Source organism: Bradyrhizobium sp. 155 (genome assembly GCF_023101105.1).
Lineage (GTDB): Bacteria > Pseudomonadota > Alphaproteobacteria > Rhizobiales > Xanthobacteraceae > Bradyrhizobium > Bradyrhizobium canariense_D.
Genome location: NZ_CP064705.1, coordinates 19,124 through 33,212, shown reverse-complemented (window position 1 = coordinate 33,212; position 14,089 = coordinate 19,124). Strand labels below are relative to the sequence as shown.

15 protein-coding genes and 1 pseudogene are annotated in these 14,089 nt (G+C 59.1%); 8 read left to right on the top strand and 8 right to left on the bottom strand.

All coding sequences use genetic code 11. The features are described from left to right. Positions 1-114 precede the first annotated feature (114 nt). The 4 genes from IVA93_RS37525 (at position 115) to IVA93_RS37510 (ending at position 5,101) form a co-directional block, all read left to right on the top strand. A complete protein-coding gene (locus IVA93_RS37525) occupies positions 115-1,581 on the top strand; it encodes an amidase family protein (RefSeq protein ID WP_247790007.1) in 1,467 nt (488 codons plus the stop codon). Between the two features lie 4 nt (positions 1,582-1,585). Further along, complete coding sequence (locus tag IVA93_RS37520) at positions 1,586-2,140, top strand: DUF302 domain-containing protein (RefSeq protein WP_247376863.1); 555 nt, start codon at positions 1,586-1,588, stop codon at positions 2,138-2,140. Positions 2,141-2,172: 32 nt separating this feature from the next. Next, on the top strand, positions 2,173-2,745 hold the full coding sequence (locus tag IVA93_RS37515) for a TetR/AcrR family transcriptional regulator (protein ID WP_247300072.1): 573 nt from the start codon (positions 2,173-2,175) through the stop codon (positions 2,743-2,745). Positions 2,746-3,472: 727 nt separating this feature from the next. Next, a complete protein-coding gene (locus tag IVA93_RS37510; protein WP_247338381.1) occupies positions 3,473-5,101 on the top strand; it encodes a hypothetical protein in 1,629 nt (542 codons plus the stop codon). A gap of 135 nt (positions 5,102-5,236) precedes the next feature. Here the strand turns inward: IVA93_RS37510 and IVA93_RS37505 are convergent, their stop codons facing one another. The 4 genes from IVA93_RS37505 to IVA93_RS37490 form a co-directional block, all read right to left on the bottom strand. Then, positions 5,237-5,653 (bottom strand): hypothetical protein, encoded by a 417-nt coding sequence (locus IVA93_RS37505; RefSeq protein WP_247790006.1) that lies wholly within the window; start codon positions 5,651-5,653, stop codon positions 5,237-5,239. A gap of 489 nt (positions 5,654-6,142) precedes the next feature. After that, positions 6,143-6,370, bottom strand: a complete 228-nt coding sequence (locus tag IVA93_RS37500) for a hypothetical protein (RefSeq protein ID WP_247368658.1) — start codon at positions 6,368-6,370, stop codon at positions 6,143-6,145. A 169-nt stretch (positions 6,371-6,539) separates the two neighbouring features. After that, positions 6,540-7,250, bottom strand: coding sequence for a hypothetical protein (locus tag IVA93_RS37495; RefSeq protein ID WP_247479292.1), 711 nt, complete (start codon positions 7,248-7,250; stop codon positions 6,540-6,542). Between the two features lie 305 nt (positions 7,251-7,555). Then, positions 7,556-7,843, bottom strand: a complete 288-nt coding sequence (locus IVA93_RS37490) for a hypothetical protein (protein WP_247368662.1) — start codon at positions 7,841-7,843, stop codon at positions 7,556-7,558. Between the two features lie 253 nt (positions 7,844-8,096). Here IVA93_RS37490 and IVA93_RS37485 point away from each other — a divergent pair, with 253 nt between their 5' ends. Both IVA93_RS37485 and IVA93_RS37475 read left to right on the top strand, forming a co-directional pair. After that, positions 8,097-8,294: a hypothetical protein gene (locus IVA93_RS37485; protein ID WP_247300081.1), complete on the top strand. Its 198-nt coding sequence runs from the start codon at positions 8,097-8,099 to the stop codon at positions 8,292-8,294. A 480-nt stretch (positions 8,295-8,774) separates the two neighbouring features. Further along, positions 8,775-9,041 carry a hypothetical protein gene (locus IVA93_RS37475; RefSeq protein WP_247368664.1) on the top strand — a complete coding sequence of 89 codons (267 nt, stop codon included), beginning with the start codon at positions 8,775-8,777 and terminating at the stop codon, positions 9,039-9,041. 71 nt (positions 9,042-9,112) lie between these two features. Here IVA93_RS37475 and IVA93_RS37470 read toward each other — a convergent pair whose 3' ends face one another. Both IVA93_RS37470 and IVA93_RS37465 read right to left on the bottom strand, forming a co-directional pair. Then, positions 9,113-9,571 carry a cupin domain-containing protein gene (locus IVA93_RS37470; protein WP_247300084.1) on the bottom strand — a complete coding sequence of 153 codons (459 nt, stop codon included), beginning with the start codon at positions 9,569-9,571 and terminating at the stop codon, positions 9,113-9,115. A 369-nt stretch (positions 9,572-9,940) separates the two neighbouring features. Next, positions 9,941-10,126: a hypothetical protein gene (locus IVA93_RS37465; protein WP_247300085.1), complete on the bottom strand. Its 186-nt coding sequence runs from the start codon at positions 10,124-10,126 to the stop codon at positions 9,941-9,943. A gap of 1,106 nt (positions 10,127-11,232) precedes the next feature. On the opposite strand from IVA93_RS37465, the pseudogene IVA93_RS37460 reads away from it, so the two are divergent. Both IVA93_RS37460 and IVA93_RS37455 read left to right on the top strand, forming a co-directional pair. After that, positions 11,233-11,485, top strand: a pseudogene (locus tag IVA93_RS37460) (IS3 family transposase); the annotation flags it as partial. Positions 11,486-11,526: 41 nt separating this feature from the next. Then, entirely contained in the window at positions 11,527-11,739 is a 213-nt protein-coding gene (locus tag IVA93_RS37455; RefSeq protein WP_524536886.1) for an ATP dependent DNA ligase, read from the top strand. A 389-nt stretch (positions 11,740-12,128) separates the two neighbouring features. Here IVA93_RS37455 and IVA93_RS37450 read toward each other — a convergent pair whose 3' ends face one another. Next, positions 12,129-13,352: a type II toxin-antitoxin system HipA family toxin gene (locus IVA93_RS37450; RefSeq protein ID WP_247300086.1), complete on the bottom strand. Its 1,224-nt coding sequence runs from the start codon at positions 13,350-13,352 to the stop codon at positions 12,129-12,131. Continuing rightward, positions 13,345-13,923 (bottom strand): helix-turn-helix domain-containing protein, encoded by a 579-nt coding sequence (locus IVA93_RS37445; protein WP_018457436.1) that lies wholly within the window; start codon positions 13,921-13,923, stop codon positions 13,345-13,347. Before IVA93_RS37445 ends, IVA93_RS37450 begins: the two co-directional genes overlap by 8 nt. Between the last annotated feature and the right edge of the window lie 166 nt (positions 13,924-14,089).

The following is a 14,089-nucleotide window of genomic DNA, read 5'->3' as shown; positions in this document are numbered from 1 at the left end:
GAAAATCACCATTGCAGTACGACCGTAATTTCATATTATGACCGTAATGGCATTGAGCTGAGCCGCTGTTTGGCGGCAGCGGCATGCCGCCTAACAGCTCTTTGCGAGGATCTCATGGAAGACATGATCGCCACTGCACGCCAGTTTGCATCGCGAGACACCACAGATCTCACCTCGCTTGGGCTCGCAGCCGCTGCAGCAGCGGTTGGCAACGGCGACATCACGTCGGAAGTCTACACTACTGCGCTTCTGCAGCGCGCCCGAGCGCTTGCCGAGCTGAACGCCTTCATCACCATCGACGAGGTCGCTGTGCTCGAGGCCGCGAGGGACGCGGACAAGGCGCGTGCGGCCGGCTCGGCGGCCCCGCTCCTTGGCGTGCCCCTCGGGGTGAAGGACAGCTATTTGACGAAAGGACTGCCTACCAGCCTGGGCGTCGAAGGCCTCTCTCATTTCGTGCCGCGCGAAGATGCCGACGCTGTCCGGGCCATTAAGGGTGCGGGGGCTTTGGTCTTCGGCAAGAACAACCTCGTCGAGATGTCGTACGGCTTGACCGGTCACAACGCACGTTACGGCCAGGTGAAGAATCCGCACGCACGAGATCGCGTGTCGGGCGGCTCGTCGAGCGGCTCCGCCGCATCCGTGGCCGCTGGGCTCGTTCCCGCGTCCTTGGGCGGTGACACCGTTGGGTCCATCCGGGTACCCGCATCGTTCTGTGGCGTCGTGGGCTTCAAGCCAACGACCGGGCGTTGGCCGCGCTACGGCGTTGCGCCGATCTCCCATACGCTCGACACGACGGGCGTATTCGCCCGAAGCGTTGAGGACTGCATTCTGGTGGATCAGGTCGTGACTGGTGAAGAGGCTGCGGAGTTCTCCGACGGCGGCTACGGCCTGAAGGGAGCCCGGCTGGCCTTCGCGCCGCGACAGTTCCTGGATCTGGTGGAGTCCGAAGTCGAGACCCGCTTCCGCGCGGTGGTTCGGCGGCTGCAGGACGCCGGCGCCGAGGTCGTTGAAGTAGACCTTGGCGAAGACTTCAATGCCCTCGTCCAAACTGCGACGTGGGGCATCTTCGCTCATGAGACGATGGGCGCAGTTTCGGAATTTCTTCGCCGCCATGACATTCCGACCACGTTCGAGGCCATTTACGAGGGCCTTAAGCCCCAACTTCGGCAGGCGTGGGGGCACATCGTACTGCCGGGTGGTGCAGGTGCCACCTCGGCAGAGGCCTATCGGACGGCGCTCGATGTGAGCCGGCCGGAAATCCAGCGACGGCTCAACACGGCGTTCGTCTCTCATGGGGCGCTGGTCATTCTGCAACCGACCACGCCCTGCACGGCGCCTCTGATCGAGGAGCGGGCGACCGTCCATATCGCGGGGCAGGAAGTCAGCTACCTCGCTTTGGCGAACCACACCGTGTCGGCAAGCAGCGTGGGGCTGCCGGGTATCAGCCTTCCTGTTGGCTTGTCTCGCGCGGGGCTGCCGATTGGGCTCGAGCTGGATGCTCCCTTAGGGAGCGACCGGGGGCTCCTGCACCTTGCCCGCGGCATCGAAGGCATCTTGGACGAAAAGTCGCGTGCGATCTAACGCCGTGGCCGCTTCGCGTGGCGAAGGGACCGCCTGCAAACAACGACAACCGATTAGAGGATCAATAGATGGCCAATGCACTGCACTCAACGCGGCCATTCCGGTCGAGCACGTCACCATCCGCTCAACAAAGCCTTTCGAGGACGTTCGTGCCAAGCTCGCGACCTTGGCACCCCGCATCGATGACGGGATCTTCACTCTCCTGCGATACGGTGAAGGCACGCGCGCGCTGCGAGAGTTGGAGGCCGGTCCGCCGCTCACCATTTTCAGTCAGCGTGACCATGGGGCACTCCTGGCTATTGCTGGGCTGACGCGCCGATCCATCCAGTTCGATATCGGAAATCCGCTCACCGCAGCCAAGATGACCCGCCATCAACTGTCTGCGGGGCTATATGCGCCCATTCGCGTCCTATTGCGCGAGGATGACGATGGCGGTGTCGCGTTTGAATATGATCGACCAGCATCCGTTTTCGGTCAGTTTGGCAGCGATAATGTCGATGCAGTAGCCCAGCAGCTTGATCGCGACCTCCAAGCCCTGTTGGAAGCGGCTGCAGCCTAACGGCTGCGGGATATTGGTGGAGTGGAGAGAAGATGCGTTTCGAGAAAGGTCATAAAGCAGCGACGCGGCGGCACATCGTCGATGTAGCGTCGAAGTGCGTGCGCCGAGACGGCATCTCCGCCGCCGGGATCGCCGGGATCATGGGCGAGGCTGGCCTGACCAAAGGGGCTTTCTCTCCGCACTTCGAGTCCAAGGAGGCGCTCGTCCGCGAGGCGCTGGCGAGCGCGCTCGGAGACCAGCAACATCGGCTCGATGAAGATCAGCAGAGGGGCCTGGCCCTCGAGGGGGCGATCCGGAGATACCTCAACCGCGCTCACCTCGAAGACCCGGCGGAAGGGTGCCCTTCGGCGGCGTTGCTCCCGGAAATCGCCCGCCAGCCCCTGTCCACTCGGCAGGACTACGAGAAAGCGCTGCGAAGCTACGTTTCGTCTCTGGCCGCACTGCTTCCGGATGCCGATTCTGCAGCGAGCCGCCGCCGCGCGACCGCCATCTTCGGCCTCATGGTGGGCACCCTCCAGTTCGCGCGGGCCGTCCCCGACGCTGTCCAGGCGGACCAGATCCTGGAAGGCGGCGTTGAGGCCGCGTTGCACTTGGCGCGAGTTTGATCTTGCTAGATTAGGAAGGGCGGAGAGGTGCGAAAAGACTTTCCTTTCTGGCCCGTCGCCGACCTTCGTTTGCAGGGCCGCTATGTCTGACTTGAGGAGATAAGCCGACCTCGGTCCATGGCTGATAGAAGCTGCAGGGTGTCTACCGCCACACCTTGTCGATTCACGCGCTCAAATATGGTCGCAACCGTGGCGCGGTCCTCGATCGTCGAATACTGCACCGGCACTCGCATTTCCTTAAACACGGATTGCATCTCATTAATGCGCTTCGCGTCTTCGTCCTTGAGGTCTTTGGTTGCTGCGCGCTAGGGGACGGTGTCAAACAAGGCTTTCAGAGGAAAATACCTGCCTGGATCTGCTTCCGAGTCGGAGAGTGCAACGAATTGCGTGTCCTGTGCGCCGCTCTCGGCCTTCCCTCTCGAAGAAGATGTTCAGCCTGGGGCAACGACCCTAAACCAGTCGCGCATGGTCTGCCGATGCGCTCGACCTGTTCAACAGGAACCCGACTTTTCGAGTTCCTTTATCCGGAGCTCATTTACCCGTGCGCATCTAATAATGCGCGAACAACCAAAACTGTGAACTGGCTCTCACAAGCAAAGCGCCGTCTAGCGTAACGTAGCGATAAGAAGCCAGTGATGTAGCATCGCTACCCGTCGAACAGGCCGATTGCTGCATACTTGGTGGTGCTTTTCGTCCCATGGGGCTTATTTTTGCAGGAGCATCCGAGATGCAGACGCTTGGACAGACTGCGCATTTCAACATCCAGTACGACGAAACCCTGCTCGGCCCCGATGGCAATCCGAACGCGATCTCGCGGGCTCAGCGAGTCCTGGGAGTCTGTGAAGCTGAATTCGGTCTCTTGGCTAGCTGGTATAAAATCACGGATGGATTTGGACCCGACAATCGCGTCACAGTTCAAATCATTGCGGACTTTGCAGCGGGTGGGGCAAGCAACAACGGGTACAAGGGAGGCAACACGATCATCAAGATCGGCAACCAGACGGCAAACGCGAACGCGATTGCTGCAGGTCAGAGCAGCTGCATGTCTTTTGTGGCTGAATTGGTCGAGGTCCTTGCCAGCTATCGCAACCAGCACGGAAACGCCGCCTGGAACGCGAGTAAGAGCGATGGCGAGGGCCTGTCGTTGCTTTGCGCCCGCGAGCGCTTCGGCACAGGGTATTCACTGTTTTTCGGAACGCCATGGGTGAACAGCTGGTTGCAGTCCAGCCGCGACACGCAGTGGATCAATGCCTCCGAGAACACCGACAAGAATCCGCTCAGCTTCGGATTGTCCCTGCTGTTTCTCTACTATCTCAAGAACCAACTGAACCACTCCATTCCGGACATCATTGCTGCGGGAGGGGACAGCCTTGCGCAAACTTATCAAAACCTTACAGGCAAGAGCGACGCAACCGCAGCCTTCTCGCAATTGATCAATAAGTATTTCCGGCCGGGGAGCACGCCCCAGCTCGCCACCGAAAATCCTTTTCCACTCTTGGAGGGATTGCGGCGGGAGGTAAAGCTCTCGCTTGACCCCGAGCCCGAGGGAAAGCCGTTCCACGTGGATGAAGGGGTGGCGTTGACGTCACCCTTCTTCACCTGCCCAAAGGATCTCTACAAGTGGTTTGTCGACAGCGCTCCGAAGAAAGTGACTTGCGTTGCGACTGTGCGTGGATTTGGCCTTCCCATATACCGATGGCGAGTTAATGGGGTCGACCTGAATCCACCGGCGCAGCTGGACCAGCCAAACGTGCAGGGATCCATCACGGTCCAGGCGACAGTGGCGACCGATCATGCAGCCCAGCCATCTACGTCAGCCCTGCAGGACGTCCTCATCAACTATGGCGTCGGAGAAGACGATTTCAGTTCGAACCTGGTCTTTGACTTGCCGGGAGTCGTTGGCCACGTCGATTTGTCAATCGAGGCAAGCGCGAGCGAGCGGTTTGCGTCGAGCGACGTTAGTTGGACGGCTCAAAGTATAACCGTTGATAACGAAAGTCTTCATTGGGAGGCACGTTACTACACCGACCGAGAGCGCTGCATGAAGCCCTTCCTTGATGTTGCGGCACGTTATATTCGGTCCGACCCGTTCTTTAGTTTGGTGAAGTCGCTGCCGGATCCTCCGCAGGAATATACTCGAGTGATTAGAGAGCTAACACAGGCCTCCGCTCAGATTGCTACTCTAGCGCAGCACGCGCCCGACCAGGCACGAGAGTTGCGCCACGCTATGTCGTCGGCGCTGGGTATAGCTCCTGCCGTTTTGGACGAGCTCGGCAAAGCGAACATCAGGTCGACCGCGGTGCCCCACGAAGTGCCGGAGACCCTCCTAAAAGGAATGGGTCAGCAGAGTGGCTAACTATCCTGATAGTCATGCACTGCCCGCAATACCAGCGATGAAGCGGTTAGCGGCGCCATTGTCAGCGACTTAGCCTTTTCGCGCGCCTTAGCGATTCGACGATTGGTCCGATCCTTTCATCCACCGTCTTGTTGCTTATGCTGAAGGAGATATGCGATCCGTGCTCCTAGCCGAAGTATCAATGCGGGCCTTTTGAAGTTTTGAAAGATGCTCATCCTCAGGCCAGAGCTCATCTTGGACATGGCAGAAACCAACCGTTCTGCGAGGGTGAAACCAACAGAAGTTATTATCCGTTGATCCAAGTGCTACGTGATGCTTGTTGGATGACAGGCGTTCCTCGAGCTCAGCCGCCTTCAGGGCGGTTGCAATCTTGTCCATGACGGCCAATGAAGCAAAGTCGCGCTTCTTCTCCCAATACTTCCGATCCGTTCGTTCAGCCTCCTCCGAAGTATGTGCTTCAGGGGTCTCTCCGGTAACGTCCAACACAGTGACGCCATGAAGAACCACGTTGCTTTCGTCCAGCTTAAAAGCTCCGCCCTGCACTGCGATCATCGGCACTGAACGATTGAGGACCCGTAGCACGTTGAAAAACGGCTCGTGATTCTCTCTGCGACAATTACGGCTGTGTGTTCTGACCCGGGACGACGCTGCCGCTCAACACCCCAATATTCGATGGTGCGGATATGTGACTCTCGTCCAACGCTCCCAGCATTACCTCTTCTTCGTAGAAGGTGTCCGCTTCCTCCGAGTACATCAGGAAGTCGCTCTTGCCGCCATGCGGCTGACGGCGCTCTCGCGCGAGACTTCAAGCTCGCCCAGACCAAGTATGCTGGTATCGTTCAATATCTGAGTCTGGAGCCACTTCTCGACCAACCCAGCTGCGCGAAGTTCAACCGCTTCAATGTTTTTCAGCGCGAAACCCGTTCCTGAGCTGCACCCCGGTTCCGAAGACACGGGGTGTGTTATGGGCATGCTCGGCGACTTTGGCCCTGCGACATGTCGACAGCCTGCCAGGCCGGCATGACTCACAATATTCGAATGTCAACTCGGCGGAGAGACCGGCCGTCTATTCAGGATCGCGCGCTCATTGTCGTTCGTCGTTGCACCTCGGAACACAGCAACAAATCGATCGCCTTGCCAAAGCTCAACGTCGTGCTCGGCATGCATTTGCTCGGCTCGACGCCGCGCCGCCTGCTCGTCAATGCAGTCGAGCTTCGCCACGCAGATCACTTGCCCGCTGCTGTCCACCACGAATGCTTTGTACCGCATTCCGCAATCCGATCCCAACGGGACCGTCATCGTAATCGAATGTCCGTCTAAGGCGGCGGGCAAACTAAGTGTGGGCGGGCGGAACCTTTGTACGTGTGGCAATTCGGCTATACTTGAAATTCATCGATCGCGCAGCGGCGCGCGTACGTGCCTAGGCTATTGCGCTACCTCACTGGCGTAATCTCACTGCGTGCCGAAGCGTGCGGTTCGAGGTTAGGATTGAGAAGCCACCAAGCATCATCAGCAGCACACCTGACCAAGTTGCCGTCCAGCTGCGTGCCTCGTCGTGCGCCTCTGCAACGCGCGCGCCCATTGGCATAGCTGGAGGTGAGCCGGCGGGCGCGAGGAGCTGCTCAACGTCAACTTGGCCGGGCACGGAGTACTCAGGCGTAGGCGGCCGGCTGTGAAGATCGGTGGGTACCGCTGAGGTCATGGTGGTGCCCATATCGAGCACGGAAGCGGCATCAGCCACCTTGATTTCGGCTGCAGGCGGCTGGGAGGGCTCGGCCCGTGCGGAGCGCAGCAACTCCGCGCGCGCATCAACCACCGCGCTCTTCCTGGGCCGCGCACTCCCGTTCTCGTCCAAACTGGCGGTGCGATCTTCGGCACCGCGATGACGAACTGTCTTCTTCACCTTCGCCATACCCTCGGTCAGGAACCAGCATTTACGGTGACCGTCGAACCGATAGACCCAATGCGCCCCGTCCGCGGTCGTGTTGCCGGGTCGCGGCAAGCATTGCGCTTGCGCCAAAGAGGTTGCTGCGGGCTCGCGCGGAGCGCCATTGAACAAGTCGGCAAAAGGGTCGGAGACCGCAGGTGTCGCCGCAAGACCTCCAACAAGAACCAAACCGGCGAAGCAAAATCGCAAATAACCGGACATCGAAAACTCCCGGTGTTGCGCCCCTCACCGGGACCACCCTTCGCGGCCACTTAGGCTGCCATGCGGCTCAACTCTGGCGGCGCCATGGATTCATTGTGGGCCTGAAACGAGATCCGGGTCCGAATTGAAAACCAGTGCTGCAGCCGAGTTCGCCAACCGTCGGGGAGGTTTTGCTCCCGCCCGAGGGAGCGGCACAAGTCGGGAACTCGGATCGGCCGCGAATGCGGAAGCTGTTCCGTCGCCCATCATTAAACCGGCCTCAGTGTTTGCGTGCTGGGGCCATCGCATTTCCATGTGCGACCTGACTACCATTCTGGATCGTCGAAGCCGCCGTAGTCCCGAACGATGTACTCTCGGGTGAAGCGCTCGACCGGACGCCAGCGCTCGTGAATAACGATGGTTGCAGTCGGCGGCCTCCAATAATCAGGATGGATGACGATGGTCGGGGACGGCGGGTAGGGATAGCGCAAATGAATGCGCCAGCAAAAATCCCCCTGGCATGCGATGGCGGCCGAGGCGCTCGCGGCGGAGAGGGCCAGGAGACCGGCAGCGGCGCTTGTTGCAATAAGAAGTCTCACAGGCGTGGTATTCATTGTCTTCCTCCTCCTTCTTCATTTTACGCACCGTAAACGGCCGTGCTTGTCGCTTCGTTTCAAAAAGCAAGATTAAAACAGGAACGCAGGAGTTCGACCGCTGCCCACGGCGCAGCCGAGGGGCCTGCGTTTGCGGCGCAGCACGCGGTTCTTGGAGCAACCCGATCCGACGATAGGCCTTAGCGTAAACGAGCATCGCAAACGGACCACCGGTACGGTATCGTAGGCGAGCTCTCGCCCGACGGAGGCGCACATGAAGCGCAGCTGGTCGATGTTGATCGCCGTCGCTGGGGTGGTGATTGTGTTCTTCTCCATGCTCGCCATTCGGGAGCAGCGCGCCGGCTTCGATGCGTTTGGCAAGCAAGGGGCACCCGCAGGCGTCGATCTATATGACGATCCCGCTCTCCGGGAGATCAGCGAGCGTAGCCCCTACATGCGCAACGAGCGCTGAGTCGGCTTGCTTCCTGCGGCGATCCCAGGCACCCATCACAAATCTTCCCGCAGACCTTGAAGATCGGGTGGCCGGACCTTCTTCTCCGCCCACTTCGCGCGGTACTCGACCTCGGCCAGCAGCTTCGGCCCGACCCGGAGGCCCTTTTGGCGATCCGCTTAGCGACGAAACGCGTGCCCCGTGAGCCTGCTTCGTTGGCATCCGTCCATGCGTTGCGAAAGTCGGCGACGGCGGCCATCATCGCGATGCTGCCCCGCCCATCCAGAACTTCAGATCCGATGCCACTCAGCCACTCCGAGAGACGGCGCAACCAATGCTCGGAAGAGACCTGCGGTTTGATAAACCTCAATCGTTCCGCCCAATCCAAGGCCTCACCCGGAACGGGAACTTGCGTAAACAATGAGCAGCTTGACACCCCTTGTTCTGGAACGAACTGTCGCACGCAGACATTCTCCAACTCACGAAGTGAAGGAGAATAGGATGCGCAAGTACTTGTTTGCTGCGGCGATCGTGAGTGCAATCGCGACACCCGCAATCGCGGATGAAGTCGGTGTCGGCGTTCAGGCCGGTCCGGTCGGCGGAGGCGTCACAGTCGGAGAGTCTCACGAGCGCCGGCCCGTTGATCGGGACCGCACAACGGTCATCAGGGAGCCTGAGCACACGGAAAGTGACAGGACGACGGTCATTAAGAAAGAGAATGAGGACGGCAGCCGAGAGAAAACCGTCATTCATCACGACAACGACTAACACAAATGTGCCCGGACCACCGTCCGGGCTTTTCTTTTGCCTTGCGACACAGAGACGATTCGTTTGCTTCGCTACTTCTTACTCGGATCGTCTGCGGGATTGACGTAAGTTATCCCGAGTGGCCCTTGGCCATGAATTTGAACAACGGAAGGACTACTTGTCCAACCATAGTGGTTCATTTTGGCAGGCGCTTCGGCGTATCCGCCCGCTGTTAGCTCGATCGCTTTCTTCTCATCGAGTTTGTCGCCCATTCCGATGTGAAAGTTGCCCGATATGACGGTAGCACCTTCATCTGTTGGATGATTATGGGCGGGAATTTTATAACCGCTTGGCATTCTTAGGCGGAGAACGAACAGCCCTTCTTTGGACGGGTCGCCCGAGAGTACCGCGATGTCGGCCCCCTTCGGCAAGGTGGGTGGTGCTGCCTCCCATTTAAGCTCACCAGAGTTAATCGGCATTTTCATATCATCGGCAATGGCTGTGTTGGCACCTGCCAGGACGAAAGCCGAAGCGAGCAAGCGACTGAGCATGATCTCCTCCTTTTGGTGAGCGACCATCGTGTGCCAGCGGTGAAGCAAGTCAACTGAAAGTTAGCCTGCCGCTGCCGCATTCTAACGATTGGAGGCCTTAGCAGATTTATGATCAAGAGTGACAGCTCCGCTGACCTTGGCTTGCCAACGCTCGGACGAAACATCGAAGAACTCGGCCCGTTGCTTTTTCTCGCTCGAAGCTTACTCAGCTACTGCTCCAACCCAGGAGCCCATGTTTCAGCTTAACGCTGCGTGGGTTAACCACACCAAGCGAGCAGCCTCATTTTGGACCAACTGATCATGACCGTTGGGCCGCTCTGCACGGGGAGCCGCCACGTGATTAGAATCGTCGTGCTTGGAGTGGCTTGCCTAGTTGGACTGGGCGCTATTGCTGCAGCCGCGAAGAAATCCGGGCCGCCGCCCGCGGCCGATGTGGTCATGCCAATAGTAGCCGGTAACAAGGCTGATCGCCTGCCATTCACAATCAAAGTGGATATGCCAGCTGCCGGTGAGCGCGCGGATGTTGCGTACGTCCAGCCTGGCGAAGAAGAGCAAGCTGATTTACCGCCATCCGCACCAAAGCAAGTCGCTCTTCCACCGCGTCGCGACTTTACGCCTCGTCATTGGCACGATCCCCATGACCTGAACGCCAGGGCCGCAAACAAAAGAGCCGACACCGCGAAAGGACCAAGAAAGGGCGCGGCTGATCAGCCTCTAAAGCAGGCTGAGGCTAAGCGGTGCCGTTCGGACGGGCTGGATCCCCTGTTAAGAAAGCTGAACTTATCGGCGCCGTGCGATTCATGACCCCACCTCTAGTCGCCCGCTGCGCAATGGTTCTAATCAATATTGATCTGGCGGCTCATTCGCCGTTAATGATTGATTCAGTTTGCAGCATGATCATTGGGGAGCGACAAGGGATGCGATCATGCGATTGCGCCAGGCGAATACCTTGGAAGAGATCGAGGCGAGGGTCGCTGAAGCCAGCGAAGACCCAATGGCGCGTGTGACGCTGAGCGCGCGGGATTTCTCGAGTGCCAGCCGAGAAGAGGTTCTTGCATTATTGAAAGCAGACGGCGATCGAAAGCGCACCAATTGGCTGGTCGCAGGCGCGGTGATCGCTGGTTTTGCGTTGGGATGGGCTGCCGGTTTTGGTCGGTACGGTCCTATAACTTTCGCGTCGCTCAATTCAACCACTCAGACAGAAACGCCTTCGCGTCGAAACGCCGAAACGAAGTCAGGCCGCAGGACCGGAGGCCCGCGAAAGACGGTATCGACTTTGGGTTTGCGAACACCGCCAGGCGTAAGTCAATTCTCCGCAGATGGAGCGAGCATTTCCGCCGAACCTACAGCCACATGGTCCGACAGGGCTCATCAATCCGTGGACGTATCGAGCACCGTTCCTCAGGGCATCGAAGCAGATATGACGGCGACCGGCTCGATAGCGCCCAGCGGGCCTCTCATGCCTGCCCCGGAGACAAGACCAGCAACCATTGAGGGTTGGACCGTTCTTGCAGTTCGCGGCGGAACGGCGGTTCTCGGAGGGCCCGATGGGGTTCGGATGGCAATGCGCGGCCATACAGTTCCCGGCATCGGGCGAATCGATTCGATCGTGCGTTGGGGCAGCCGGTGGATTGTAGCGACAGCTACTGGATTGATCTCGACTCCGTAAACGGCGCGCAACGCCCGCGGGGAAGCGGTACCTGTCGTCCATTTGCGAGAGGCATTCGGGATGAGCCAACGGCAGGCGTGTAAAGCCATCGGCTGTTGCCGCATCACCGTGAGATACCAAACACCCGGGCTGACGATACCAGCCTTCGCCAGCGCATGCGGGCGATCGCCCAGGAGCATCGCCGCTTCGGTTATCGGCGGCTGCATGCTCTGCTCAAGCGGGAGGGCTATCTGATTAACCACAAGAATGGGATGGCCTCTACCTTGGTCGCCGCAAGGGCGAGGAGCTGATCTACGCGGGCAAAGTTGATCACGGCTTTTCGCCAGCCGACGCGAAGGAGCTTCAGAAGAAACTCAACCCGCTGATGCGCAAGACACAACCCTACACGAAGCGCATCGCGCATCGAGGCATTTGGGGTGAACCGCAATTGCTGGCGCAGATCGAGTACAGGACCAAGAGCGCCGAAGGAAAGTGCGGCATCTGCTCTTCAAGGGATTGAGGAAAGTTTTGGGATGACTGATGCGTTCGACCAATGGAGAGAATGGGCGGGAAAGCCTCCGGGTGATCGGCGCACGAGCCCGGCTGAATCGTACCACGCTGTCATGGACCTTCCGCCTGAGGATCGGTTTGACCGTGAGAAGGTCAACGAGGCGGCGCTCAACAATGACAAGAGTCTGTCTGGATATACGAGCATGGTCATAAGCGCGCGGGCGATGTGGATTGGATAAAGGTCTTTGCCACCTAGGAGGCCGCAAGCGCATGGCTTGCCGAAAACGATCCTGAAGGCGTGGCGTGGGCCCATCCGATTGAACGGGAGAGACAGCGATGACCAGCGTGGGGTTGTATGTCAGCGCTGCCGCCCTTCGATCCGGCTAAGTAAGCCACGGCTCAGAGCTCGCTGTAGATCGGGATCGAAGCGGCATGTGCGTCGACGACTTCGACGACTTTCTTTTCCAGCGGGAGATCGCCCTTGCGTTCCGACCATATCTTCTTGAAGCGCTGGACGATTTCCGCGGCCGTGTCGACGGCCAGCTTTTCCGAGATCTTCGCCTTCGCCGCCAGATGCGTGAGCTCGTCCTTGGAGAACTCGGTCATCTTCTTCGTGCGCGAGTAGTTCAGCGCCATCTTGTCGTCCGCGATGTAGGGTATCGTAGATAGCAAATCGTAGGCGGGGGACAGGACGGGCGTGCGGCGGTCGGGGTAGATCAACGACCAATTCTTCAGATGCATGTCGGCGTTGCCGATCAGCGTGCTGAACACGAGGCGTCGGACAAACTCGGCGACGCCGGCTTCGCCGGTCTCGATGCCGAGAACGCGCGCGATGCTCCGGTAGTTGGCCTTGTCGTACTTCTCGTCCGGAAACACGCCGAATACCTGCGCGAAGTCCTCCATGTGGACCGGTCCGTCGGCGGAGCGGTCGAACCGCTTGACGGCGAGCGCACGTCCCTTCAGCTCGCCGATTCCTTCCGGAAGCCCCTTGATCGACTCGACGTCGATCAGTTGGAGCTCGGGCACTTCCATGCCCATCTCCTTCGCCAGGGTCATCATGGAGAATTCGTTTTCCGGCACGCCAGGGTACTGATGGGACGGAAGCTTGACTATCCACGAACCGCCGACGCCCTCGACGGGAATGGTCAGACCGGCGTTTTTGGGATCGTTCTTGAGCGCCGAGAACTTCAGCTGCACGCCCGCGAGCGAGAAGCGCAGCAAGTTCTGCCGCTCGTCCGGTGTGAGATCCTCCTCGACTTGGGAAGGCAACGCTTCTCCTTCCGCCGGATGGACTGACAGGGCGCCCGGGAGGTCCCGGCCCAGCATCCAGAGAAGAAAGAATTCGCGCTTTTCCTTCACGCCCGCGCGTTCCGCGAGGTAGCGACGCAGCGGTCCCTCCGGCAGAAGATTGGAGAAGAAGGGCGGAACGACCTGCTGATACGGTTTGAATGAGGTGAGCAGATTTCCGAACGTGTCCTTGAAGGACAGGCTCAATGTTGGGCGTGCGGCGTCGTCGATGTAGCTCTGGTTGAAGGCGAGCAGCGACCGGTCGCCCTGTATGAGCGTGAGGGTCGCGATCGGGTTGTCGTGCAGGCGTACGTCCAGGACCGATACGTCAGGCATCGTCATCCTCTTCGTCGAGAGCGTAGGCCGGGCGGGGGGCTTCTACGGGATGCGCGATCCGGTTGCGTAGACCTTGCAACACGCCTGCCGAATTTTCCAGCACTGGGTTGGGGATAGGTTCGGCGCGATAGCCTCGCAGTGTATCGACGACGTCTTGGACAAGGTTCAGGTCAGTTTTCGAAAGATGGACCTGCTTCAGAAAGCGCAAGTATTCGGCGATGCGGTCGAGCGCAGCGGAGCTACCGTGGCGCTTCCTTTGTCCGGAAACGATGCGTTCGGCCTTCACGAAGAGGTTTGAGGGTCCTTCCTCAAGGGAGAATTCGTTGAGGTTTGAGCGCAGGATGCCCTCCACCGCGGGAAGCAGCTTCTTGGGCACGAGTACGACCTCGAGGTCGAGTGCCCGGACCATCTGGATGAAGCTGGACAGGCCCGGTTCGACCCGGCCGGTCTCTATCTGGGAGATGTGCGCCTGGGTCAGACCCGATCGGACCGCCAACGCACGCTGGCTTATGCGCTCTTGCGTGCGTTTCGCCTGGACAGTCCGGACAAGCTCTTCGCTCGGATACGACATGATATATAATCCTAATCAAAGGATCGTTTCGATAAGAATATATATCACGGTCATGCCTCCAGTTTCAAGCTCGATAACTATTCTTATCGTCACGGCGGGCATGATAATAATAATATATCAAACAAGTAGGACAACCAAGGACGCGACAACGTAGCTCCATTTCTCG